Genomic DNA, 23,204 nt, shown 5'->3' with positions numbered 1-23,204 from the left:
TGCCGGTACCGCCGTGACCGGCTAACGATAGGTTCTTGATAAGATCCGTGGTGTAGCTCATGGTGGCGTCTCCTTCGATTTTTACATGATGGGGCCGTCTTGACGGATTGTCAAGAAAAACTTCTATAGCGTATAGTAAAAATATGGAAGAACGTAAAAAAAGGCTTAATGAACTGGTAAAAAAAAGAGAAAACTACCAGGACAGGCTTTCGGAGCAGTATAGAACTCTGGGTAACAGTATCCTTTCTGCAGAGCATGATGATAGTTCCCCTATCGGTAATGAAAAGGCCGATTTTAGGCGCTTAAACCGAGAATTACAAAGCCTCACATCAAAGGTTGAACGGCTTGGTGCTTTACTTAAAAACGACGGGGAAAAAAAGACCCAGTATAAAAAACTTCAGGCGGCGATAAAGGTTGATGAAAAGGAACTGGGAATCCGTAATATTGCTCTGGGAGCTTCGATACTTGCCTTGTCAGAGGTTCCAGATCCTGTTTTTACGTTGAAGCAGCAGTATGAGGCAGTTCTTCATCAACTGGAAGAGACAGAGGATCATCTTTCTTTGCTTGAAGAAGAAGAGGCAAAGGATTTTTTTTCGTTCATTGGCAAACAGAGCAGGAAATTAGTACTTAAGGCCGCTCGTTCCAGCAAAGAGCGAGATATAAAAAAGATTTGTTTAGAGGCTGGGCAAGCCCTTGTTGCATCGGACATTGAGCTTGACAATTGGGGTGAAGAAGCAGTCAGCTTGCTTGCATCTGCCAGGGAAATAGCACAGCAATTGGAATGTGAGCGAAATAATTTGGCAGAAGAATCCGCAGCCTTGGAAGAACTCGAAAAGGAAATCCGTGAACTGTGTCAGAATACAGCGCCGGCTCGAACCCTCAAAATCCTGGAAAAGGAATTACAGGGGGTCCGAAATGAGCTTGCCACCCTTTTAGAGCATACGGGGCAGAAAGTAGCTGCCATCGATGCGGAATCTCAAAAACAGTATGCGGAATGGTCTGAAATGATTCACGCAATTCACGAGCTTCAATCTGATCTACAAAGCCTTGAGCGGAATATCGAAGTTTTGAGTGTTGAATTGGAAATCGAAAAACTTCAAAAAGAAATTGATAAACTGAACCAGGTCATCCGTTCTCACCAGGTACGGCAGGAACGTGAAGCAAAAATAATTGCTGACACCCAGAGCCGTATTAGGGAACTGCAGAATGGGATAGAAAAGCTCCAACGTGTACTGGAATAGGTACACACAACCTTTTATGATACAGTGAGACTATGGCAGCAAAAAATACCTATGACGAATCGAAAATAAAGACCCTTTCGTCCCTTGAACACATACGGCTGAGAACCGGTATGTATATTGGACGCCTCGGAGACGGATCCAATCCGGATGATGGTATTTATATACTCCTTAAGGAAGTCATTGATAACGCAATCGATGAATATATCATGGGGTATGGGGATACTATTGAGGTTGAGGTAAAAGACGGCACGGTAAAGGTGAGGGATTATGGACGCGGCATACCCCTGGGCAAGGTGGTGGAATGTGTATCGGTCATCAACACGGGTGCTAAATACAATGACGATGTCTTTCAATTTTCTGTCGGCCTTAACGGGGTAGGCACCAAGGCGGTGAATGCCCTGGCTTCTCATTTCAGGGTGGTGGCTATCCGGAACGGAGAATTTGCCGAGGCTGTATTTAAACAGGGTGTACTGCAGAGTGAGCGGAAGGGCAAGCTAAAGGAAAACCAGCGGGACGGCACCTATGTTGAGTTTACCCCCGATCGGGAAATCTTCGGAGACTATCAGTTTAATCTTGAGTTTATTGAAAAACGGATTTGGAACTATGCTTATTTGAATGCGGGGCTCACCCTGCGTTTCAACGGTCAGGTATACCGGTCTGAGCAGGGGCTTTTGGACCTCTTAAATGAAGAAACCGGCAACGAGGTTATTTATCCGGTGGGTTACTACAAGGGAGAGCGGCTCGAATTTGCCTTTACCCATACCAATAATTATGGAGAAGAGTATTTTTCGTTTGTAAACGGACAGTATACTTCCGACGGAGGAACCCATCTTTCGGCTTTTAAGGAGGGTTTCCTTAAGGGGATTCAGGCTTATTTTAAAAAGGATTACAAGAGCGAAGACGTGCGGGAAGGGACAACCGCCGCTATTGCGGTAAAACTAAAGAATCCAGTCTTTGAAAGCCAGACAAAAAACAAGCTCGGCAACTCAGACATTCGGCCCTGGATTGTCCAGGAAGTAAAAACCGCGGTGGAAGACTGGCTCCACAAAAACACTGAAGCCGCAAAACAGCTTGAGCTCAAAATCATAGCCAATGAAAAGCTCAGAACCGAGCTCAACGTGGTAAAAAAGGAAGCCCGGGAAGCGGCAAAAAAAATTGCCCTTAAAATTCCAAAACTCAAGGATTGCAAATACCACCTTGAGGACGGAGAAAAGGGGGCTGAATCGACCATTTTTATCACCGAGGGAGATTCCGCCGCGGGGTCCATGGTTTCGAGCCGGGATGTGATGACCCAGGCAATTTTCGCCCTCCGGGGAAAACCTGAAAACATTTACGGCAAAAAACGTACCGCAATTTATAAAAATGAAGAGCTCTACAACATGATGATGGCCCTGGGTATAGAAAACGATGTGAGCGGCCTCCGGTATGCTAAAATTGTCATTGCCACCGACGCTGACTTTGACGGCTTTCATATCCGGAATCTCCTGTTAACCTTCTTCTTGTCCTTTTTCGAAGAGCTTGTTACAAGCGGTCATGTGTACATTCTGGAGACGCCCCTGTTCCGTGTCCGTAACAAAAAGGAGACCCGTTATTGTTACAGCGAAAAGGAACGGGATGAAGCGGTTAAGGCCCTCGGCGCCGGCTGTGAGGTTACCCGGTTTAAGGGGCTCGGAGAGATCAGTCCCAAGGAATTCGGCCAATTTATCGGCAAAGATATGCGGCTTGTCCCGGTAACCGTAAACACCCTAAAAGCAGTTCCCCAGGTGCTCGAGTTTTACATGGGCAAAAATACCCCTGAGCGGCGGGACTATATTATGAAAAACCTTATTGCGGATGTTACCTAAGGATATAACATGGCATATATTAAGACCCTTTTTGATAGAAACTTTATTGAATACGCTTCCTATGTCATAAAAGACCGGGCCATCCCCGATCTGGAAGACGGCCTTAAGCCGGTGCAACGGCGGATCCTCCACTCCCTCTTTGAGATGGATGACGGCAAATTCCACAAGGTGGCCAACGTGGTGGGCCACTGTATGAAGTATCATCCCCATGGAGACGCCTCCATTGGATCAGCCCTGGTAGTCCTTGCCAATAAGGATCTCTTTATCGATAAGCAGGGAAACTTTGGCAACATTTTTACCGGAGACGAGGCATCCGCTGCCCGGTATATCGAGTGCCGGGCCACCACACTGGCTAAGGAACTACTATACAACCCGAAACTGACCCCCATGGTGGATTCCTACGATGGACGCAACAGGGAACCGGTGGTCTTCCCCGCCAAAATCCCCGTGGTGCTTGTTTTGGGTGCCGAAGGCATTGCGGTCGGAATGTCGACCAAGATACTCCCCCATAATATCCTTGAGGTTCTGGAAGCCGAGAAGGCATGCCTCGCGGGGAAAAAGTTTAAGCTCTATCCCGATTTTCCCACCGGGGGGCTCATGGATGTTTCGGATTACCGGGACGGAAACGGCAAGGTGGTAGTCCGGGCTAAACTGGATGTGTCGGACCCAAAACGGATAGTAATTCGGGAATTGCCCTACGGCTCAACAACCGAAAGTATTATTGCCAGTGTGGAAGCCGCCGCTAAGGCTGGGCGTATCAAGATACAATCCATATCAGATTTTACCACCGAACAGGTAGAGATAGAGATAAAACTTGCCCGGGGAGTCTATTCGGAAGAAACCGTCAACGCCCTCTATGCCTTTACCGAATGCGAACAGTCTATTTCGGTGAATCTCCTGGTGATCAAGGATGGCATGCCTACGGTCATGACGGTAACCGAAGTCATCGAATACCATGCCAAACAACTGGTCAACATTCTTACCAAGGAACTGGAACTGGAGCGTTCGGAGCTTCTTGATAAGGTTCATCAACGTACACTAGAACGGATTTTCATAGAAGAACGGATCTACAAGGCTATAGAGGAAATGAAAACCGCAGAGGCGGTCCAACAGGCGGTACTCGATGGCTTTAAGCCCTTTATGAAAGAAATCGGCAAACGGGGTGTCAGCGCGGAGGATGTGGAGCATCTGTTAAAAATACCTATCCGGCGCATATCGCTTTACGATATCAACAAGGCCAAGGCGGAACTCAAAGAAATAAAAACCCGGATTGCCGAGATAGAAGGGCACTTAAAAAACATTACCGCCTACGCTACAGCGTTTCTGGACGGCATTATCACTAAAATAAAGGCAAACGAAGACCTTGGAAAAGGAAAGCGGAAAACAAAGATAGAATCCTTTAATAAAATTGATGTAAAGGAAGTGGTTAAAAAAGACCTTGAGCTGCGCTATGACAGCGAAACCGGCTATTTGGGCACCGCAGTCAGTTCAGGCACTGTGGTAGCGGAGGTCTCGCCCTTTGACAGGATCTTAGTGATCCGGAATAACGGCAGTTACAGTGTTATCGATCTGCCTGAAAAAATTTTTGTTGGCGAACACGCATGGTGGATCGGCATTGCCGACAAGGATGCGCTCTCTAAAACGGTATTCTCTGTCATCTACAAGGAAGCTGAAACGGGGTATCCCTATATAAAACGCTGTGTAATCGAAGGCTGGATTATGAACAAGGAATACAGTCTTGTCCCCGAAGGCGCCAAGGTGCTCCATGTGGATACCCGTGATAAGGGTTCTCTTACGGTGACCTATGTGCCGAAACCGCGGCTTAAGGTAACCAGGGAAACGATTAAATTGCAGGATTTCCTCGTAAAGGGTTTAAAAGCTACGGGTGTGCGCATCGCTGCTAAAGAAGCGGAAGGGGTCGAGTCAAAATAGCTGCTTTTAAATTAGTAGTTAGACCCAACGGTAGCATACGGTTGCTAAGGAGCTCAACGAGGTCTCCTTAGCAACCGATAGGCTAAATTGTCACGCAGTAAGCGACTCTATTAAGCGACTGAATGAGCTGCCTCTTTCATTTCATACAGATAACCTGTCCTTACACACAGATCGAACAAATGGTGGGGCATAAACTCTTCTATAGTTTTTTCATAGCCGTCCTTAACGCGGACAACCCTGGTCATATAGCCGCTATCAGTCTCATATAGGATGTCAAGGAATTCTACCCTGCCGGTTTCACATTTGATGCAATAGCGTTTCATGTGCATCCTCCTTCTATAGGTATCGGAAAAAAAGGGGTACCCCTTTACCCTTTATAGCTTTCTGTCGCTATGCTATAGTGCAATTATGCCAAGTGATGCTCATTGCCATCCCTTTGATTTGGCCCATAAAAAAGCTGATGCGGAAGCGATGCGTCTTGCTTTGAACCTTTCGGTTGCGGCAAGCAGCTGGAACGAAGATGAATTTATCTACCATGAAGCTCTTGCCGAGCAAGCTGTCAAAACTGGAGGTCCTCCAATCGCCCTCTGTTTTGGTGTCCATCCCCAGCTCCCTTCATCTGAGCCTGGAGCTGTTCAGTTCTCATTGAATGCCTTATATCGTTTTGCGGCGGGGGGAAAACTTGCCGCGATCGGTGAAATCGGTTTTGACCTTTTTGACGAAGCTTACAAAGCCACAGAAACAATACAGGAAAGGCTTTTTAAGGAACAGATAGGGCTCGCCCGGCAGTATAACCTGCCGGTAGTGTTACACGTAAGGAAGGCTATGGATAAGGTTTTTTCCTATCTGCGGGAATTAACGGCTCTTCCTGCTGTTGTTTTCCATTCCTATGCGGGAACCTACGAAGAAGCCCTGGCCCTGCGAAAACGGGGAGTGGCAGCCTATTTTTCCTTTGGAAGTCCTATTATGCTGAACCACCGGAAAGCTATGCGGGCCTGCGCGCTGCTCCCACAAGAAGTCCTCTTGTTTGAAACCGACGCTCCCTATCAAAGCCAGCGTGGGAAACCCTTTTCCGATTATGGAGATTTATGTCAGGTGGTAAAATGGGCTGCTCGTCTCAGGTCTGAAGCTGGAACTATAGCACATACAGAACAGGAATTGCACGCGACAAATGACGAAAATTTTAGCAGGGTGTATTTTCACACCTCTGTGTAATCTGGATGCTCCTGAATGTACTTCCGCTCCCGCAGGGGTCTGCTTTGGATATAGTCGTTTAAAAAATCTTGTTCTCCCGGAGGAAAGGATTCAAAATGAAAGGATACTATTTTACCTGTCCGTACGAGCTTGCAGACCGGAGAAAGGATGCGGTCTCCGACACGGAGGGAACATTCGGATAAGACCGCATCAAGCCCTAATTTTTGCACCGAATGTGCGTCTTCAGGCAGCAGGGAAATACCGGTAGCTGAGATGGTTTCCAAATTACCGGTAATAAAGGTCTGGTCTGCGGGATTGCAGGCAAGAAAACCAAAACGGTCCCATGGAGCTGGTCGTATTCTTTTAGATCTTCGGCCGTCATCTATTGGCAGGTAGCGGCTTAAAATGCCCTGGAGCCTATCCAGTTCTTCCGGATTGGAAAGGTTTTCCGAGACGATGCCGCTTACGCCAATATAAGATGCCTTTGCAGCTTCTTCAAAGGGAAAGTTAGGCCCTTTAAGCACCACAATAGCCGTCTTATCCTTAGGCCGTTCACTTCGGATAAACTGGACCAGGGTTTTCCAATGCCGCGGAAAATCCTCTCCGCTGATAATTACCCCGTCCGGATCCACCTCATCGATGTTATCCATAGCTTTGAGCGGATGCCGATATCGAATCAGCTCAAAACCCAAGGGGCGTACATAGGATGCTATAAAGGCATACGTATCGTCAGAGGCAATGACAAGTAAGAGTTTCATTCGGTCCCCAGATTAACTACAGAATAGTCGACCACGACCCAGATACCATCCTTTCGGCGTACATAATAGGTATACCGTTTCTTTTCAACATAGGTGCCATACCGGAATTTTTCAAGTACCGTCACCGTTCCATCTTCGGCGCCATAATTGGTGCGTTCAACGGTAAATTCGATAGGAATGGTGGCAATATCTCCGTCTATCATGGCATTTTTAAGGTCTGAACGGTAACGTTCCAGCATTCTCTGGCGGCCCTCTTCCGATTCGGCCTGCCATTGACGTTTTCTGGCACTATCGCGGACCAGCATGGCTTCCAAATCCAGGTAGAGGAAAAACTTTTCCCACTGTCCTTTCTGTCTTGCCGTTAAAATATACGAAATTATTTGGTCAGGGGGCAGATTTTGCCGAACCAATATGGCATTAGTATCCGCATCCAGCACTGGAGCAGCCTTGCCTGGTTCTGCCAATGGAGCAGGCCGCAGTGTCAGGGCAAGACGGTTTGAATCCACCGAAGGATTTTCCATGTTCTGACTAGGATTGCTTGTTATACGGCTCATAAAAGCACCGCTGGAAGTTCCGTATACAGAGCCGGTGGCAGTAGCGTCTTGTTTCTGCTGATAGAGCTGTGGATAGAGCCGTGCTTGTACCACATAGGAACCGGCTTCGTTCAAAGCAACATAGTCAGTAAGGTCTTCGGTAAAGGAAAATGATTCACCGCTCTGAATCAGCACTTCTCGGAAAAAGACCCGTTGATTTTGAGTGCGCTTTCTGATAAGAATTTCAGAAGGCTCAAGACTGCGGTTTGTCATGGTTCTGACATCAAAGTCGACTGAAAAAGCCCGCTCGTCTGCCAAGAAAAAACGATAGGTTGATGCGCTATTGTTGGTAATGGTGAGCTGAATTAAAATGGGCCCCTGACCGGCATAGTATACCCGTTTGTCCATATATCGAATTGAAAAATCGATATCCTGGGCAGAAAGCATAAAGGATAGACAAAATAACAGCGAGGCTGCCAGTGCACTTTTATTCCAAGGTTTCACTTCGAAACTCCATAATCCGGATATATTACCATAATCGGTAAAACAATATGAATACCTTATCGTTTCCTGTATTGCAGAACAAAATAAGAAAATCCGCTTCGCTGCAATCGGTACTCTCTGCTTTTTCCGACAAACAATTCCCTCTGGAAGTGGAAGGAGCCGATGGATCCTTTATTTCACTGATTATTGCAGAACTTGCACTAAAAGCTCCAGGGCCTATCCTTGTGGTTTGTCCCACGGAACACGAAGCTGAAAATATCGCTTCTGACCTGGAAGGCGCAGGGCTTACCCCGAATATGTTTCCCTGGTGGGGAAGCATTCCGTACCGGGACCTCGCTCCCGGTTCCGCCAGTTTTGGTGAACGAAGCCGCATCCTTGCCCTGCTTTGCTCCGGAAAGTCACCCCTTCTTGTCTGTTCCGAGCGGGCTTTTCTCACCCCGCTTCCGCCTCCTGAGTATCTAGCCCCCCTTTTGCAAACCATACGGCCGGGTCAAAAGATTGATACCGTCGCCCTGGCGGAAACTTTAACCACCTATGGCTACACCAGGGTCCCCAAAGTTCAGGTCCATGGAGAATTTGCCCTCCGCGGCGAAGTTCTCGATATTCTCATGGCGGGAGATGAGTATGCCTATCGTCTTCTATTCGACTTTGACCGGATTGAATCTATTAAGCAATTCAATCCGGAAGACCAAAGCGGCCTAGAACGGGTATCTGAATTGGTAATCCGGCCTCTTAAGGAGGTCCTTTGGGATGATGAACGGATAAGAGCTCTTAAAAATAAGCTCTCACAGCTCGATGAATTTAAAGACGCAAAGCTCGATTTTTTATATACCCTTGAACAGAGAAAAACCTTTTCAGGGGAAGAGCTTTTTTTCTCCCTTGCCTTTGAAAAACCTGCAACACTTTTAGATTATCTTTCTCAATCGGCTACGGTCGTTTTTGTAGATAAGGAACGGCTTGAAAATGCCCAGGAGAGTCTTGAACGGGAATACGAGGGACTGTACCGGAAGGCCCGCCGGGAGCGGCCCGTGCCTGCCCCGCATAGAATATTGCTTAATTTTAAAGAACAATCCGCCCGGACTGAACGGCGGCTTTCGTTCCAAACAATAAAAGGGGCGGGAGAAAGCGGTGCCTATAAATTAAGCATTTCCTGCGATCCGCCCCGCAGTTTTTTTGGGAATATTACCTACCTCAAAGAAGAATTTGGTAACCTCATAAAACAGGGCTGGCAGCTTGTGGTAAGCGCCGAATCGGAAAGCCAGGCCCTCAGGCTGGAAGAGGTGCTTAAAGACCTGGCCGTTTCTGTCATGGTATTGCCTTTAAGCACTGGTTTTGCCCTGCCGGACATTAAGCTCATGCTGGTCCAGGAAAACGAAATTTTCGGCCGGCGAAAGCGAATCCCCCGTTCCTTAAAGCATGCCCGAAGCGCCGTCATCGATACCTTTGTGGAGCTCAATCCTGGGGACTATGTAGTTCACGTGAATTATGGTATCGGGCTTTTTAAGGGCATAGAGCGGATTAAGGCTCTGGGACACGAGCGGGATTACATCAAGCTGGAATACGCGGACGAAGAATATGTCTTTGTTCCTATCGAGCAGGTGAACCTGGTCCAGCGCTATATCGGAAATGAGGGCAACGCGCCGCGGCTCGACAAACTGGGCTCTAAAAGCTGGGAAAATCGAAAAAACCGGGTTAAAAAGTCTGTAGAAGACATTGCCCAACGGCTCATCGATCTTTATTCCAAACGGAAAGCCGTTCAGGGTTATGCCTTTCCCAAGGATACGGAATGGCAGACCGCCTTTGAAGCCGCATTCCCCTATGAAGAAACCGAAGACCAGCTCCGCTGTGTGGAAGAGATAAAACGGGACATGGAAAGCCCCTTTCCTATGGACCGGCTCGTGTGCGGCGATGTGGGGTACGGAAAAACCGAAGTAGCGGTCCGAGCCTGCTTTAAGGCTGTGATGGGAGGCAAGCAGGTGGCTTTTTTAGCCCCCACCACCATTCTGGCGGAACAGCACTACGAAAATTTTCAGGAACGTTTTGCCCAGTTTCCGGTGCGGCTTGGTATGCTCTCCCGTTTTGTGGACAAAGCCGAAGCCCGCAAAACCCTGGAAGCGGTTCGGAAAGGCGAAATAGATATCCTCGTGGGCACCCACCGGATTATTCAAAAGGATGTGGTTTTTAAGGATTTGGGGCTCCTTGTTATCGATGAGGAGCAGCGTTTTGGCGTTAAGGACAAGGAGCGGCTCAAGGAACTTAAAACCAATATTGACTGCCTTACCCTAAGTGCAACCCCCATCCCGCGAACCCTGCACATGAGCCTTCTTAAAATTCGTGATATGAGCCTTCTTACCACGCCGCCATACAACCGGCATCCGGTGGAAACCTCGATTGACGAGTTTAACGAGGACCGGATCGCCGCTGCCATACGCCGGGAAGTGGAGCGGGGCGGCCAGGTCTTCTATCTCCATAACCGGGTAGAAAGCTTGGATGAAGTAAAGCGGATGCTTGAGCGGATAGTCCCTGAAATGCTTATCGATGTGGCTCATGGTCAGATGGATCCTGGCGACCTGGAAGATGTAATGCATCGCTTTATTCACGGGGGCTTCCATGTGCTGGTTTCTACCACCATCATCGAAAACGGCATCGATATTCCGAACGTGAATACCATTATCATAGACCGGGCCGATATGTACGGTGTTTCGCAGCTCTATCAGCTGCGGGGCCGGGTAGGGCGATCTGACCGTGTTGCCTATGCGTACCTCTTTTATCCCAAAGATAAAGCTCTCTCTGAACTGGCTATGAAGCGGCTCCAGGTCATTTCTGACTTTACCGAGCTTGGTTCGGGTTTTAAAATTGCTATGAAAGATATGGAGATTCGCGGTGCAGGCAACCTCCTCGGCCGGGAACAGTCGGGGGATATTTATTCAGTCGGTTTTGACCTCTACTTGAGGCTGCTAGACGAAGCGGTCCAGCGGCTCCAGGACGCAAACTACGAAGTGGAAAACGAAACCTACCTGGAACTGGAGTATTCAGGCTTTATCCCTGACTCCTATATCGACTCGGCCCAGGAAAAAATGGAAGTATACAAGAAAATTGCGGCCATCCAAACCAGGGATGAACTTGAACAGGTCTACGCGGAGCTGCTGGACCGCTTCGGGCCCTTGCCGGATGTGGTCCAAAGCCTTCTTTCCTTGGCCGAAATACGAATTATCTGCAAGGACCTGGCTATTGCAGCTCTGAGAGAGCGGGGCGGCCTCGTTCGCGTTGAATTTGCCAAGGTTTCCAGAGTAAAAGTAGACAGGCTCATCAGGTTGATGAAAGAAAGTGCTGGTAAGGTTAAATTGGACCCCAAACAGCCCAATATACTGGTGCTGCAAACCGGCGCGATTGGCCTTAAGGAAAAAAGTGAATTTATCCGCGAAAAACTCGCGGCTTTAATAGAATGAGCGTATTGTAAGGAGCGTTAAAAAATGAGACGAATATGGCTCGTAACAAGAACCGTTATATTTTTCTTCTTTTTCTGGGTATCCGTTGTACTCATTCTGCCCCTTGGCGTCATTCTCTTTGTTATGTCTCTTTTTGGCCTTAAAAAACTCACTGATTGGATACTTCAGGTGTGTGCAGCATGTTGGGCTCGGGCGGTTATCTGGGGAACCGGAGCTCGCGTTACCGTAGCGGGCCTTGAGCATATCCCCCCGCGGGGAGGCCTTTGTTTTGTCGGCAATCACCCCGGCGATTTCGATGTAATTCTTGCCCTGGCTTATATTCCCCGGCGTTTTGGTTTTATTGCAAAAAAGGAAATCCTTTTCCTCCCCTTCATTAACCTGTGGGTCCTCCTTTTAGGGGGCCTTTTTATCGACCGGAAGAATATTGCCAAGGGAAAAGAAGCCATAGAAAAAGGTGCGGAGCGGATCCGGAAGGGAGCCTCTATGATTATTTTCCCCGAAGGCACAAGGAGCCGGGGGGCTGGTCTCTTGCCTTTTAAGGCCGGTGCTTTCAAACTTGCCACATTGGCAGAAGCCCCGATTGTTCCCCTGGTTATTAAAGGAAGCTATTCGGTCTGGGAAGAAAAGGGCCTTATCCAGCCGGTCCCGGTGCAGCTAAAGTTTCTAGCCCCCATCGATACGGACAATCTTGATACGGAAGGGAAACGGGCCTTACCGAAACAGGTGGAAACTTTAATTTATGAGGAGTATGCGCGGTTATGAATGAACAATCTTGGTTTCCTGACCGGGGAAAATTGCAGAAAGAGTTTGATCGTACCTACCATAACCGTGTGTTGGTGGTGGAAGACATAAAGACCCGTCTAGAAGAAGTGCTTCATACCATGCGGCCCAAACCGACGGTAAAGGGAAGGGCAAAAAGTTTTCAAAGCTATTACAAAAAATACATACGGCTCCTTCAGCAGCAATCTAATAAAACAAAAAAGCCTGCAATTAATGATCTAGTCGGTCTCAGGATTGTCTGTACCTTCATTGAAGATCTGTCATCGGTAGAAACGGCTATTCAGAACAGCTTCCAAATAACCGAAGTTGAACGAAAGGGGTCCAATTATTCGTTTAAGGAATTTGGCTACGAATCGACCCATATACTCATCAAAATACCTGAAGACATCATTAAAAAACGAGGCAATACGGGCTGCGACATCGCGGAAATCCAAATCCGGACCATTTTACAGGATGCCTGGGCCGAAGTAGAACACGAACTGGTGTACAAAGCGGAGTTTACCCCCTTTGACGAGCCTATGAAACGCAAACTTGCGGCAGTTAATGCAAGCCTATCCCTTGCGGACATTGTGTTTCAGGAAATCCGGGATTACCAGCGGCAGCTGAACCGCGAATTGGGTAAGCGCAGGGAAAGTTTCTTTAAAAAGATCGAAGAAGCCACCGATGGGCTGCTATTTAAGGAAGTGCTGGAAACGGAAGAAAACCGTCCCCGAAGCCTGTTCAAATTGGAGCCTTCCAAGGGAGGGGAATCTATCGACGACCTCTTGCTGGATGCTCTGTATGCCCATAACAATGAAAATTTCGATAAGGCAATCAGCTTATACACACGAATATTACAAGCGAATCCTAATGATTATGTAAAATCGATTATTTATAAACACCGTGGTATGGCCCATTTTGCCCAGTCCCATTACCAAGAAGCCATAGAGGACTTTTCTCAATCCCTCGCCTTCGATCACGCATCCTACAAGGCAGCCTATTATCGGGCGGTGGTAAAGTCAGTGCTCCAGCAGTACAGCGAGGCAATTGATGATTTTTCCCTGTCACTGGAGATAAATCCTTATCAGTTTTTTGCCCTCTACCGGAGAGGGCAGGCCTATTATCACCTGGGGGACTTCCCAAAGGCTTTGGCGGACTGTGATAATGCGCTCTTAATTGAACCAGAAAATGCTCAAGCTCTGCGGTTTCGGGAGCTGCTTTTGAAAAAATTAGGTCACTAACGTATTGACATAAATAAAGCTTTTCTGTATATTCACAACCGTCAAGTGCGAGCGACGCAAGCAGCGCTTGAGCAGCACAAACTGCTGACGTTACAGCGTGTCTCCTTCGTCTAGGGGTTAGGACAGCGGGTTTTCATCCCGCCAACAGGGGTTCGAATCCCCTAGGAGATGCCAACAAAGCCCGGTAACGATTAAATCGTTATCGGGCTCTTTTTTTAGGATTACCATAGAATAACCATGCGGTCCGACAAACGGCTTAGTCCCGAAGCAATAGAAATCCTCCGCAAAGAAATCGCTGATGCTGAAGGGAACGAAGTCTTTGCCCTTGGTTATATCAACGATGCGGGATTGGTTCATCGTATCAGGATCGCAGCCCGGGGCAATGAATCGGCAGTCCTCGCCCTTCCTGCCTATTATGAAGAAGCGGATATTCTTATCCACAATCATCCATCTGGACATCTCAGCCCCAGCGATAATGACCTCGCAATTGCTGCACAGGCGGCGGAAAACGGGCTTGGCTCCTTTATCATCAACAATGAGGTAAGCCGGCTCTATGTGGTTGCCGAACCAATCCCCAAAAAAGAAAAGAAACTGCTCAATGAAGAGAAATTGGTCTCAGCCCTTGAACCGGGTGGGGCAATCGCGGAACGTCTTAAAAAATACGAAAGCAGGCCCAGTCAGCTTGATCTTATGCGGCTCATTATTCGAGCCTTTAATTCCGATGCGGTTGTATGCGCCGAAGCCGGAACCGGAGTGGGCAAATCTTTTGCCTATCTTCTCCCCGCCATGGCATACGCTCTTTTAAATAAAGAACGGGTACTTATTTCTACTGCGACTATTACGCTTCAACAGCAGCTCTATGAAAAGGATATACCCCTCGTGTCGGGGATCCTGAAAAAGCCAATAAAAGCGGTGCTTATCAAGGGCAGGTCTAACTATCTTTGTCTCCGGCGTCTCCAGGATGCTCTGCGCGAAGGAGACTTGGATCTGGGACAACAGATGGAGCAGCTTGAGGCGATTGCAAGATGGTCAGAAACAACCAGCACGGGCAGCAAGTCCGATTTGCCTTTTTTGCCCGAAGACACACTGTGGTCCAGGATATGCTCAGAACCGGATCTGTGTCTTGCCATGCATTGCCCCGAGCGGGAGCGCTGTTTTGTTCAGGCCCTGAAACGGGAAGCGGCGGATGCCCAGATTCTCGTGGTTAACCATCATCTCCTCTTCGCGGACCTGGCAGCCCGGAAAGAGGGAGCCGGTTATGAACAAACCGTGGTCCTTCCTTCCTATCAGCGGATAATTCTGGATGAGGCCCACACGATTGAACATTCTGCCACATCCTTTTTTTCAGAAACCTTTAGCCGGATCAGCATTCTCCGGCTTCTCGGCCGGCTCTACCGAAAAAAGCGAATGCAACACTTTGGGCTCGCGGTCCGTTTTGCCGCTTATCTCAGTTCAGGCCTGTTTCTGGAAAAAATTGACAGCGCAGTACAATCCCTCAAAGACGCCATGGACAGCCTCGATACAAGCGCCCTCAGCCTTTTGGGCGAGGAGGGGGTGATTCGGCTTACCAAAGACAAAGGGGAGCTGTTTCGCACTTCGCTCTTTCCGTCTTTGCGCTCCCTTCGGCAGTCCATTTCCAAACTGTGCCAAATAGTTCATGATGAAATAGAAGCCTTGCATGAGAATGTTCAGGATGAGGCCCTGGTTTGGGAGCTTAAAGCAATTATCAGACGGCTTGAACAGATTGGGGGCATCTGCGGCTCTTTTATGGAATATGAAGAAGAGGAAGCATCGGTCTATTATATTGAGTTGATGAACGGACGCCGCGCCGACAGCTTTGCCCGCTTTTCTATTACCCCCTTGGATATTGCTGCATCCCTCCAGGAAGCCCTCTGGACTCGCTTTAAGACGATTGCCTGTGTGTCAGCCACGCTGACCATTGATAACCGTTTTGATTATTGGATGCAGCGGGTAGGGTTAGATTCCAATTCAGACCTTTCGATTCTAAGCGGTATTTTCCCTTCACCCTTTCCCTACCAAAGCGCAGTGCTCCTGGCCGCTCCCACCGACAGCCCCCTTCCTGACGAAGCCGGTTATGATGCCTTTGTCAATGCCGCAGTGAGCAGGCTTATTAGTGCCTCAGGCGGTTCAGCCCTGGTTCTCTTTACTTCCTATTCTGCCCTTCAAAAGGCCTATGAATATGCACGGCAGGAGCTTGCAGGTCTAAGCATCCGTCTCCTTAAACAGGGAGATCAGGACCGGTCCCGATTGCTTCAGGATTTTCTGCAGGATGAAAGCAGCGTACTCTTTGCAACCGATTCATTTTGGGAAGGGGTCGATGCACCGGGAAATACTCTGCGGCTTGTTATCCTTTGCAGGCTGCCTTTTCGATTGCCCAACGACCCAGTGTATGAAGCCCGCTGTGAAGCCTTAGAAAAACAGGGAAGAAGCTCCTTTATGGAACTTTCCCTTCCTGAGGCGGTCATGAAACTCAAACAAGGTTTTGGCCGCCTCATGCGGACTTCAAGCGACCATGGTGTTGTGGCTGTATTGGACGGAAGAATGCTTCGTAAGCGCTATGGCAGCATCTTTATAAGATCCCTGCCGGAAACCCGGCAGGCCTTTACGGAATTTCAAGAAATAGTGGAGAAGACAGAATCCTTTCTGCAAAACAGGTAAGGCTGTCTGATATAACACAGTTGAATCAAGTTTTATCGTGGCTGTCAAAAATGGTGTTTCCCAATTTAAATTGAGAAGCGTCTACCTGCGAACGGATTTTATAAATCACAAGCTTTTCCCGTTCTAGTTCAGGAAAAGAATAGAGGGTTGTGCCATCATCAGACAATTTCACTTCAGGAATACTATAGGTACCGAGTTCTTTAATAAGCAGGTCTGTCTTGCGCTTAAAATCTTGTGGACGGTATTCCTCTGCTGCGGGGTTAACATCTTCGAGATGTACGAGCTGGGGGTGTTCCCAAACTTGCTGGTACAGGGTTTTCCGCAGATTTTCAAGCTTTATTTGTTCATTTGTTTTATTAAGCTGTATGTATCGCAGGGCTGGAATAAGGTAAAATAGTATGGCGAAAACCACCGGTACAAAGCCTAAAATGATTGTAACGGCGGCGAGGGGATTATTAAAAAATCCGCTGAAAAGTACATATGCGATCGCGTACAGATAGCTTGATCCCCGAACCTGCGTGTTAGAGACGATCGGCCCAAGGGTGTTAGCGAAAAACAAAAAATATGAGCCAAAAACGAAGTTTACCCCGTTAATAATAGCAAACCAGGAATTCATTTTATTGGAGTTGCGGGAAAAAACATGGAGCCGTTTAATGGGTGCGGATAAACCGCTAAAAGAACGATCCTTAGTGTCGGCTCGCAGGAGCAGGGCTTCAAATCGATACAGTACAGTTCCGTCTTCAGTTGCCTCGGGCATGCCGCCGAATTCGACACAGTAACGGGTGATTTTTTGCTCCGCATCCTGGGGAGCTGCTCCGGTCAGGATCATAAATTCTGGAAGGCTGATGACGCCCTTGTTTGCCTGGATATAGGAAATAACGGCTTTTTTTTCACGAGATTCCCAGTCAGCATTGGGATCCCCATCGCCAAAAACAAAGGAAAAAACCGCATGATGCAGCGGTCTCCCCTTTGGTTTTGTTTCCCGATAATTGTAGCCATAACCAGATCGGTCTATCGATTTAGTCAGCTCTGAATAAAACCATATTCGGATTATGAGATCCAGAATATAGCTCACCAAATAAAAACCGCCGATCCCGTCATTGCGTCGGGAATTGGAACGGTTGTCGCTGGAACCGGCTGCCGAAAATGCCACACTCGCAAGCAGGGCTATGAGGGCTATGGCCATAAAGAGGACAAAATAACCGATGAGCATGAGCATGATCCAGGCTTTGAAAAGCCACATCCCGACAACCTTTGCGCCCTGTTTTACCGCATGGAGTACCTTTTTTAATGTTACTCCAAGGCCCCGATATTTGCTTTTAAAACCTCGGGGAAAGGAATAAAGGATTTCCCCCGATTCGGTTACCTCCATTCTGCCTGAATATTCATCGGAGGCGACGACAACTAATTCCTTAACCTTATCCAGGGGCAGGGCTGTTTTTGTGGTAATATCCGCCACGGTAATTCCCTGTTTTTGTGTTTTAAGGACATCTATTATTTTTTTATAAGAGCGTTCATCAATTTTATTGTGCTTCATCGTTCTTAACCTCTGTATTAGTCAGCGCAGCTCGCAGAATCGCTTTCAAATTGTTTTACGTATTTCTGAATAATCGAAGCTAATGTCATATTGGCAAAGAAATTATTGACCAATTCTGTTGCCTCTGCCCAGATGGCAAAGGAAATGCAGTCATTCATGTGGCTGCAGCTTTTTTTTATTTTTCCACAGGGAGAAAGCATAAGACCTTCACCCGCCGCATCGAGGACCTCTTTTGCTGTAATCTGGTCTAAGGGTTTGGCCATTCTAAAACCGCCGCCAGGGCCCCGAATGGATTCAACTATGCCGGCTTTTCGAAGTTTAAAAAAAATTTGCTCAAGAAAGACGGAAGAAATTTGTTCTTTCTCAGATAGACGGCTGATAGAAACCGGCGAACCATCCATGCTGAGCCGTGCTAATGCCAGGGTCGCCCGCAAGGCGTATCTCCCACGAGTCGTTATGCGCATATACAGCCTCTTTGTGAAATAATGACTGTTAGGTTAAACTATTTTTCCTATGTGCACAAGGTCTGTCAATGGTTGACATATGCTTATCCTCTATTGTATCTTACCTTGAGATTGTGAATTATCCGTTAGGGATATGCACATACATAGCATATAAAGGCCGGTTTTCCGGCAAGGAGATGAACCCATGGCTCAGGCCAGTAAGAACGCTCGTACCACCAGCGCAACCCAGAAATTCTTCTGCTCCTGCGGTGGCGAAATAAAGATGAAGACCCTTTTCGAAAACGGCAAGGTTAAAAATGTTGCCGAATGCGAAAAGTGCAAGCGGGTAGAGCGGCGCCCCTCCGACTTTAAATAATGTTGGATGAGCTGTCGCTGCATGAGGCCCCGATATCGGGGCTTTTTCATTGACAGAATTGAACTTATTTGATAGGGTATCAGATAAACATTTGTAGGTGAGCCAATTTTAAAAGTCGGTCACTTTTAAAATTGGCTTTGCGATTGCTTGCGGTTGCGTCGCAATCGCTGCGCCAAATCGCGGATTTTTAAGGTAGCTCTTTTAAAACTCTCTGAGTTTTAAAAGAGCCTCAGATTAGTGGGGGTTTTCCTTTGGCAACAAAGCAGTCTTCAGCCGAAAAAAGGCATCGGCAAAGTGAAGAGCGCAGAATTCGCAATAAGGCGGTAAAAAGCGCTGTTCGTACCAGTGTAAAGAAATTTGTAACCGCGGTTCAGAAAAAGGATACTGTCGAGGCAGAAGCTTCTTTGAAAGAAATGATCAAGAAGCTTGACAGCGCTGCTCAGAAGGGTATCATCAATAAAAAAGCTGCGGCTCGCAAAAAGTCCCGCATGCAGATTTTGTTTAACAATTTTAAGTCTGCATAAGCGTATTCTCTGCTCCATTCATGAAAATGGCTGCTCCCTCTGCGGGGGCGCCACAAATTTTTAGATGACCTGGGGGAAAGATGGCCGGATCAAAGCTGACAAAAGCCGACATCATTGATTCAGTGTATCAAAAAACTGGCATGGATAAAAAAGAAATCCATGGGGTCATCGACACGGTGTTGGAAGTTATTAAACAGGGACTTATGGATGGCCGGGTTGTGGAACTGCGCGGGTTTGGCACTTTCGAGATTCGTCTACGTAAGGGACGCCAAAAGGCAAGGAACCCAAAAACAGGAGCGACCGTCTCTGTCTCTTCCCACGGTGTGGCAGCTTTTCGCCCAGGCAAGGAATTAAAGAAAGGTGTCTGGGATATTACTTCTCTCAATGCCGAACCAGGAGCAGGTGGGGATGCAACATGATGCTGCCTTCCCACGGGAATGGATTTAAAAATAATGTCATTACTTTTCTGTATATATTCCTAGCGTCGGTTTTATTTGCCCTTTCGTTTCCAAACCTTTTCGTTACAAACGGTATTTCTCTTTTAGCATGGGTTGCCTATGTGCCAGTCTTTATAGCAATTTCGCGAATAGGCCTCGGTGCATCGATTTTTTGGGGTGCCCTCTATGGATATACTGCCTATGGCCTTTTTAATTACTGGCTCAGTGTCTTTCATCCTTTGGCCGGGGTCATCGTTGGCTGTATATATTTAACCTACTTTGCTATTTTATTTCCCCTCCTTAAACTTGCCGAAAGACTGTTTCCCAAAAAATATTATATAGTCCAGTGGCTTTTATGGCTTTCCTATGAATTTTTGCGAACGAAAGGTTTTCTCGGTTATGCCTATGGAATTACCGGGTACTCCCAATGGCAAGTGTTGCCCCTTATTCAAATTTCCGCACTTTTTGGGGTTTGGGCTGTATCAGCTCTGGTAGTGTTCCCATCCACATACTTTGCAGCTTGGATAGTTTATAATATTAAAAATCCGACACAATATTGGTTTTCCTTTATAAAAAAAGAGTGGATTGCACCGAGTCTTTGGTTTTGCGCTCTTATCGCAAGCCTTATCTATGGATTTATCTCTCCCGTGTCTTATGAGCAGGCACCGAAAGCTCGGGTTGCATTGATTCAGCACAATACGGATCCCTGGCGGGGCGGAATAGTCGCTTACCGGCAAAATTTCGCCATCCTTAAACGGCTTTCCCTCGAAGCCGTTTCTCAAGAGCAAAAGCCTGACCTGGTGGTTTGGTCCGAAACAGCCTTTGTACCACGTATTTATTGGCATAAAACATACCGAGACGATCAAGAATCCTATGAGCTGGTTAAAGATTTGCTCGACTTCCTGGCGACCCAGGATATCCCCTATGTGATTGGTAATGATGACGGCCGAAGGGAAGTAACAGAAGAAGGAATTTGGGATAAGGTGGATTACAACGCTGCTATTCTTTTTAAAAAGGGAGAAGAACAGCAAATATACCGTAAAATGCATCTTGTTCCTTTTACGGAACATTTTCCTTATAAAAAACAACTGCCATTTATGTACGAAGCCCTGCGCAACGCAGATACTCATTTCTGGAAAAAGGGAACAGAAGTGACCGTATTTGATGCTAATGGCATCAAATTTTCTACCCCTATCTGTTTTGAAGATACTTTTGGCTATATTTCAAGGCGTTTTGTTCAAAATGGAGCGGAGCTTATTGTAAACCTTACCAATGACGCGTGGTCAAAAAGTCTCCCCTCTCAGATGCAGCATGCTACCATGGCCGTATTTAGGGCTATCGAAAATCGTCGTTCTGTAGTAAGATCTACCGCCTCAGGACAAACCTGTGCAATTGATCCAAACGGGCGCATTATAGCCATGGCTCCCGCATTTACCGAAGTCCAACTAACCGTGGATATCCCTTTACTTTCCCAGACAACTTGGTATACAAAGTACGGGGATTTTCTTGCCTGGATTTTTTTAAGTATCTCAGGCTTAAGTTTGCTTTTAGCAGTCGTCAGGTTGACAATACGTGCCTGTCATAGGACAATAAAAGAAGAGTAAAGGATGGAACAGCTTGTATGGACGTACGAAAGAAAATATTGATTGTAGATGATGAACAGATAAATCTCGAGTTTTTTGATGTTATGCTTTCAAAACTCGGCTTTCATGTGGAAAAAGCTGAAAACGGCTTGGAAGCCTTGGACAGGGTTCGCAAATTTAACCCTGATCTCATTATTCTTGATAACATAATGCCGAAGATGTCCGGCTGGGAAGTTACCAAGACGCTCAAAAACAATCCAGATTACCAGGCATATAAGGATATACCGATTATTATGTTCTCCGCCATGGACGATGTAAAAGACAAGGTGGAAGGTTTTGAGCTTGGTGTGGATGACTATATCACAAAGCCCTATAATTTTTCCGAAGTCCTTGCTCGCATTAGAGCCGTTTTGCGGAACCGGGAACTATTTTCTCAGATTGCAACCAGAGAACATCAGCTAGTAATCACTGAAGAAATTAACCGTGAAATGAAAAGCTTCCTGGAAGCCTGTGCCGCCTCTGTGAAGGGAATAGAGAACGCTGTTAATCAAATTCAGATCGCTGAAGGAAAACCTGTTGATCCTGAAAAGGTTTCCAAAATGGTTGAGCTCATCAAAACAAGTTCTCAAGCCTTAAAGCATCACATGGCCGAAATGGATGCAAAAATTGAACGGGCTGAAAAGGAAAAAGAGAAAATTAAGCAGCATGAAATAGAACTTAAAACACTCCAAAGTCAATTTAGAAAGAGTCTGCACCAAGAGTAGGACTATGAGACAGGAGGCATCATGATTGATGAAAATAAAAAAAAGGTGTTGGAGCTTTTTGCAGAGGGCAGACGTAATTATAAATTAATGGAATTTTCCAAGGCCCTTCAGTATTTCTCCGATGCTTTAAGAGTCGATCCCAATGATGGCCCGTCTAAAGTGTATTATTTACGGTGTAAGCATTATATCGAAAACCCTCCTCCGGAAGACTGGGATGGGGTATTTGTGATGACAACAAAATAGGTGTTAACAGCATGATTAAAAACACGGTAAAGAATGATGCAAAAAAAAGATCCATTGGGACCGATGGACAAGCTGAAAATCCAATAACAACCTTTGGCAAAGAAACACGATACAGTGGTTTCCTTAAATTTAAAGATACCCTTTGTATAAAAGGTGTTTTTAAGGGCACCATAGAAGGCCAGGGGTCCCTTATAGTCGATAAGGGCGCGCTGGTCGAAGTGGACCATCTTTCTGTAGTGTCTCTGACCGTAGAAGGTACGGTGCGGGGGACGATTATGGCGGTTGATAAGGTTGACATGCTGCCTGGATCGGTAGTCCAGGGAGATGTTACCGCCAATCGCCTGAGGATAGCCGATGGTGTAGTTTTCGAAGGCCAGTGCAGCATGACCGATAAAGAAGATTATATCGAAATATTCTCACGCCCTACGGAAGAAATTAAAGCTGAACTGCGCCGAGCCTCAGCACAAGTATGAGACATACTTTAGCAGAACAAATATTTTCCGCCCTTAAAAAAGAGAAGTTAACCCTTGTATGTGCAGAGTCCTGTACTGCAGGCTTAATTTCTGATACTTTGGCTGCGATTCCTGGTATCTCGAGTGTCTTTTGGGGATCCTTTGTCTGCTATCAAAATGCGGCGAAAGAAAAGATGCTGGGTATAGATCCGCTTTTAATACAGCGTTTTGGCCCAGTAAGCCAAGAAATTGCAGAAGCCATGTCTGCGGGAGCACTCGAACACAGCTCTGCGAATATTGCGTTGGCCATTACCGGGATTGCAGGTCCCGATTCAGATGAATTCGGAACCCCTGTGGGAACCGTATGGATCAGCTTCGCTCGGCATAATCTTTCCCCCATAAGCCACAAATACCAGTTTCAAGGAGATCGGCAGGAGATACGAAGCAAGGGGGCTATGGAAGCTCTTAAGTTCCTGCTCCAGAATATCGAAGGCCGCTGACTCTGCTAGTTGTCCATGTCTGTTAAACAACCATCTGCTAGTTGTCCAGTTCTTGACAGAGCAGGAAAGTGTTATTATAGTATCAGTACGCCTTCCAGTTTATAAATAATCGTACAGGATTTTATTTTTGGCTTATCGGTATAACCTATCAAATAATAAACCATTTTCCCGTCCTACAATACCTTGTAGAAACGGTATTTGAAATAACGGA

At 46.9% G+C, this 23,204-nt stretch carries 21 protein-coding genes and 1 tRNA gene; 17 read left to right on the top strand and 5 right to left on the bottom strand.

Translation table 11 applies throughout. The features are described 5' to 3' along the window. The first annotated feature begins 143 nt into the window (after positions 1 to 143). From Q7P68_RS09655 to Q7P68_RS09645, 3 genes are read left to right on the top strand one after another with little or no spacing between them, the layout of a single operon-like run. Positions 144 to 1,241 carry a hypothetical protein gene (locus tag Q7P68_RS09655; RefSeq protein ID WP_304225118.1) on the top strand — a complete coding sequence of 366 codons (1,098 nt, stop codon included), beginning with the start codon at positions 144 to 146 and terminating at the stop codon, positions 1,239 to 1,241. A 32-nt stretch (positions 1,242 to 1,273) separates the two neighbouring features. Next, the gene (locus tag Q7P68_RS09650; protein WP_304225117.1) at positions 1,274 to 3,085 is read left to right on the top strand and encodes a DNA topoisomerase IV subunit B; all 1,812 of its coding nucleotides are present in this window, start codon (positions 1,274 to 1,276) and stop codon (positions 3,083 to 3,085) included. 9 nt (positions 3,086 to 3,094) lie between these two features. Then, complete coding sequence (locus Q7P68_RS09645; protein WP_304225116.1) at positions 3,095 to 5,017, top strand: DNA topoisomerase IV subunit A; 1,923 nt, start codon at positions 3,095 to 3,097, stop codon at positions 5,015 to 5,017. 110 nt (positions 5,018 to 5,127) lie between these two features. Here the strand turns inward: Q7P68_RS09645 and Q7P68_RS09640 are convergent, their stop codons facing one another. After that, complete coding sequence (locus Q7P68_RS09640; protein WP_304225115.1) at positions 5,128 to 5,340, bottom strand: hypothetical protein; 213 nt, start codon at positions 5,338 to 5,340, stop codon at positions 5,128 to 5,130. Positions 5,341 to 5,425: 85 nt separating this feature from the next. On the opposite strand from Q7P68_RS09640, the gene Q7P68_RS09635 reads away from it, so the two are divergent. Then, positions 5,426 to 6,232, top strand: a complete 807-nt coding sequence (locus Q7P68_RS09635; protein WP_304225114.1) for a TatD family hydrolase — start codon at positions 5,426 to 5,428, stop codon at positions 6,230 to 6,232. Here Q7P68_RS09635 and Q7P68_RS09630 read toward each other — a convergent pair. Then, complete coding sequence (locus tag Q7P68_RS09630; protein ID WP_304225113.1) at positions 6,217 to 6,969, bottom strand: PilZ domain-containing protein; 753 nt, start codon at positions 6,967 to 6,969, stop codon at positions 6,217 to 6,219. The two genes, Q7P68_RS09635 and Q7P68_RS09630, sit on opposite strands and share 16 nt — an antisense overlap. Continuing rightward, positions 6,966 to 8,006: a hypothetical protein gene (locus Q7P68_RS09625; RefSeq protein WP_304225112.1), complete on the bottom strand. Its 1,041-nt coding sequence runs from the start codon at positions 8,004 to 8,006 to the stop codon at positions 6,966 to 6,968. Before Q7P68_RS09625 ends, Q7P68_RS09630 begins: the two co-directional genes overlap by 4 nt. A 47-nt stretch (positions 8,007 to 8,053) precedes the next feature. Here Q7P68_RS09625 and mfd point away from each other — a divergent pair, with 47 nt between their 5' ends. From mfd to Q7P68_RS09600, 5 genes are all read left to right on the top strand, one after another. Further along, positions 8,054 to 11,455, top strand: a complete 3,402-nt coding sequence (gene mfd / locus Q7P68_RS09620; RefSeq protein WP_304225111.1) for a transcription-repair coupling factor — start codon at positions 8,054 to 8,056, stop codon at positions 11,453 to 11,455. Between the two features lie 24 nt (positions 11,456 to 11,479). Next, positions 11,480 to 12,217, top strand: coding sequence for a lysophospholipid acyltransferase family protein (locus Q7P68_RS09615; protein ID WP_304225110.1), 738 nt, complete (start codon positions 11,480 to 11,482; stop codon positions 12,215 to 12,217). Further along, positions 12,214 to 13,455, top strand: a complete 1,242-nt coding sequence (locus Q7P68_RS09610; RefSeq protein WP_304225109.1) for a tetratricopeptide repeat protein — start codon at positions 12,214 to 12,216, stop codon at positions 13,453 to 13,455. The genes Q7P68_RS09615 and Q7P68_RS09610 overlap by 4 nt, the downstream gene beginning before the upstream one ends. 99 nt (positions 13,456 to 13,554) lie before the next feature. Then, positions 13,555 to 13,629: transfer RNA gene (locus Q7P68_RS09605), tRNA-Glu, on the top strand. 63 nt (positions 13,630 to 13,692) lie between these two features. Continuing rightward, positions 13,693 to 16,134 (top strand): helicase C-terminal domain-containing protein, encoded by a 2,442-nt coding sequence (locus tag Q7P68_RS09600; RefSeq protein WP_304225108.1) that lies wholly within the window; start codon positions 13,693 to 13,695, stop codon positions 16,132 to 16,134. A gap of 25 nt (positions 16,135 to 16,159) precedes the next feature. On the opposite strand, the gene Q7P68_RS09595 is transcribed toward Q7P68_RS09600, so the two are convergent. Both Q7P68_RS09595 and Q7P68_RS09590 read right to left on the bottom strand, forming a co-directional pair. Further along, complete coding sequence (locus Q7P68_RS09595; protein ID WP_304225107.1) at positions 16,160 to 17,671, bottom strand: hypothetical protein; 1,512 nt, start codon at positions 17,669 to 17,671, stop codon at positions 16,160 to 16,162. 17 nt (positions 17,672 to 17,688) lie between these two features. Beyond that, positions 17,689 to 18,135, bottom strand: a complete 447-nt coding sequence (locus Q7P68_RS09590) for an RrF2 family transcriptional regulator (RefSeq protein ID WP_304225106.1) — start codon at positions 18,133 to 18,135, stop codon at positions 17,689 to 17,691. A gap of 184 nt (positions 18,136 to 18,319) precedes the next feature. Between Q7P68_RS09590 and Q7P68_RS09585 the strand changes: the two genes are divergently transcribed. From Q7P68_RS09585 to Q7P68_RS09550, 8 genes are all read left to right on the top strand, one after another. Next, the gene (locus Q7P68_RS09585; RefSeq protein WP_304225105.1) at positions 18,320 to 18,490 is read left to right on the top strand and encodes a hypothetical protein; all 171 of its coding nucleotides are present in this window, start codon (positions 18,320 to 18,322) and stop codon (positions 18,488 to 18,490) included. Positions 18,491 to 18,741: 251 nt separating this feature from the next. Then, positions 18,742 to 19,014, top strand: a complete 273-nt coding sequence (gene rpsT / locus Q7P68_RS09580) for a 30S ribosomal protein S20 (RefSeq protein WP_304225104.1) — start codon at positions 18,742 to 18,744, stop codon at positions 19,012 to 19,014. A gap of 80 nt (positions 19,015 to 19,094) precedes the next feature. Beyond that, positions 19,095 to 19,433: an HU family DNA-binding protein gene (locus Q7P68_RS09575; RefSeq protein WP_304225103.1), complete on the top strand. Its 339-nt coding sequence runs from the start codon at positions 19,095 to 19,097 to the stop codon at positions 19,431 to 19,433. After that, a complete protein-coding gene (gene lnt, locus Q7P68_RS09570; RefSeq protein ID WP_304225119.1) occupies positions 19,433 to 21,055 on the top strand; it encodes an apolipoprotein N-acyltransferase in 1,623 nt (540 codons plus the stop codon). The genes Q7P68_RS09575 and lnt overlap by 1 nt, the downstream gene beginning before the upstream one ends. A gap of 17 nt (positions 21,056 to 21,072) precedes the next feature. Continuing rightward, positions 21,073 to 21,798 (top strand): response regulator transcription factor, encoded by a 726-nt coding sequence (locus Q7P68_RS09565; RefSeq protein WP_304225102.1) that lies wholly within the window; start codon positions 21,073 to 21,075, stop codon positions 21,796 to 21,798. Between the two features lie 21 nt (positions 21,799 to 21,819). Continuing rightward, positions 21,820 to 22,041: a tetratricopeptide repeat protein gene (locus tag Q7P68_RS09560; RefSeq protein WP_304225098.1), complete on the top strand. Its 222-nt coding sequence runs from the start codon at positions 21,820 to 21,822 to the stop codon at positions 22,039 to 22,041. 11 nt (positions 22,042 to 22,052) lie between these two features. Beyond that, positions 22,053 to 22,514 (top strand): bactofilin family protein, encoded by a 462-nt coding sequence (locus Q7P68_RS09555; RefSeq protein WP_304225097.1) that lies wholly within the window; start codon positions 22,053 to 22,055, stop codon positions 22,512 to 22,514. Beyond that, the gene (locus Q7P68_RS09550) at positions 22,511 to 22,993 is read left to right on the top strand and encodes a CinA family protein (protein WP_304225096.1); all 483 of its coding nucleotides are present in this window, start codon (positions 22,511 to 22,513) and stop codon (positions 22,991 to 22,993) included. Before Q7P68_RS09555 ends, Q7P68_RS09550 begins: the two co-directional genes overlap by 4 nt. Positions 22,994 to 23,204 lie beyond the last annotated feature (211 nt).

Source organism: Gracilinema caldarium (genome assembly GCF_029265695.1).
GTDB lineage: Bacteria > Spirochaetota > Spirochaetia > Treponematales > Breznakiellaceae > Gracilinema > Gracilinema caldarium_A.
Note: the sequence above shows the minus strand (reverse complement) of the source record. Positions and strands in the feature narration are given on the sequence as shown.

Coding starts and splice junctions, on each gene's coding strand:
- Q7P68_RS09655 (WP_304225118.1), top strand. CDS start 144: ATGGAAGAACGTAAAAAAAGGCTTAATGAACTGGTAAAAAAAAGAGAA.
- Q7P68_RS09650 (WP_304225117.1), top strand. CDS start 1,274: ATGGCAGCAAAAAATACCTATGACGAATCGAAAATAAAGACCCTTTCG.
- Q7P68_RS09645 (WP_304225116.1), top strand. CDS start 3,095: ATGGCATATATTAAGACCCTTTTTGATAGAAACTTTATTGAATACGCT.
- Q7P68_RS09640 (WP_304225115.1), bottom strand. CDS start 5,340: ATGAAACGCTATTGCATCAAATGTGAAACCGGCAGGGTAGAATTCCTT.
- Q7P68_RS09635 (WP_304225114.1), top strand. CDS start 5,426: ATGCCAAGTGATGCTCATTGCCATCCCTTTGATTTGGCCCATAAAAAA.
- Q7P68_RS09630 (WP_304225113.1), bottom strand. CDS start 6,969: ATGAAACTCTTACTTGTCATTGCCTCTGACGATACGTATGCCTTTATA.
- mfd (WP_304225111.1), top strand. CDS start 8,054: ATGAATACCTTATCGTTTCCTGTATTGCAGAACAAAATAAGAAAATCC.
- Q7P68_RS09615 (WP_304225110.1), top strand. CDS start 11,480: ATGAGACGAATATGGCTCGTAACAAGAACCGTTATATTTTTCTTCTTT.
- Q7P68_RS09610 (WP_304225109.1), top strand. CDS start 12,214: ATGAATGAACAATCTTGGTTTCCTGACCGGGGAAAATTGCAGAAAGAG.
- Q7P68_RS09600 (WP_304225108.1), top strand. CDS start 13,693: ATGCGGTCCGACAAACGGCTTAGTCCCGAAGCAATAGAAATCCTCCGC.
- Q7P68_RS09595 (WP_304225107.1), bottom strand. CDS start 17,671: ATGAAGCACAATAAAATTGATGAACGCTCTTATAAAAAAATAATAGAT.
- Q7P68_RS09590 (WP_304225106.1), bottom strand. CDS start 18,135: ATGCGCATAACGACTCGTGGGAGATACGCCTTGCGGGCGACCCTGGCA.
- Q7P68_RS09585 (WP_304225105.1), top strand. CDS start 18,320: ATGGCTCAGGCCAGTAAGAACGCTCGTACCACCAGCGCAACCCAGAAA.
- Q7P68_RS09575 (WP_304225103.1), top strand. CDS start 19,095: ATGGCCGGATCAAAGCTGACAAAAGCCGACATCATTGATTCAGTGTAT.
- lnt (WP_304225119.1), top strand. CDS start 19,433: ATGCTGCCTTCCCACGGGAATGGATTTAAAAATAATGTCATTACTTTT.
- Q7P68_RS09565 (WP_304225102.1), top strand. CDS start 21,073: ATGGACGTACGAAAGAAAATATTGATTGTAGATGATGAACAGATAAAT.
- Q7P68_RS09560 (WP_304225098.1), top strand. CDS start 21,820: ATGATTGATGAAAATAAAAAAAAGGTGTTGGAGCTTTTTGCAGAGGGC.
- Q7P68_RS09555 (WP_304225097.1), top strand. CDS start 22,053: ATGATTAAAAACACGGTAAAGAATGATGCAAAAAAAAGATCCATTGGG.
- Q7P68_RS09550 (WP_304225096.1), top strand. CDS start 22,511: ATGAGACATACTTTAGCAGAACAAATATTTTCCGCCCTTAAAAAAGAG.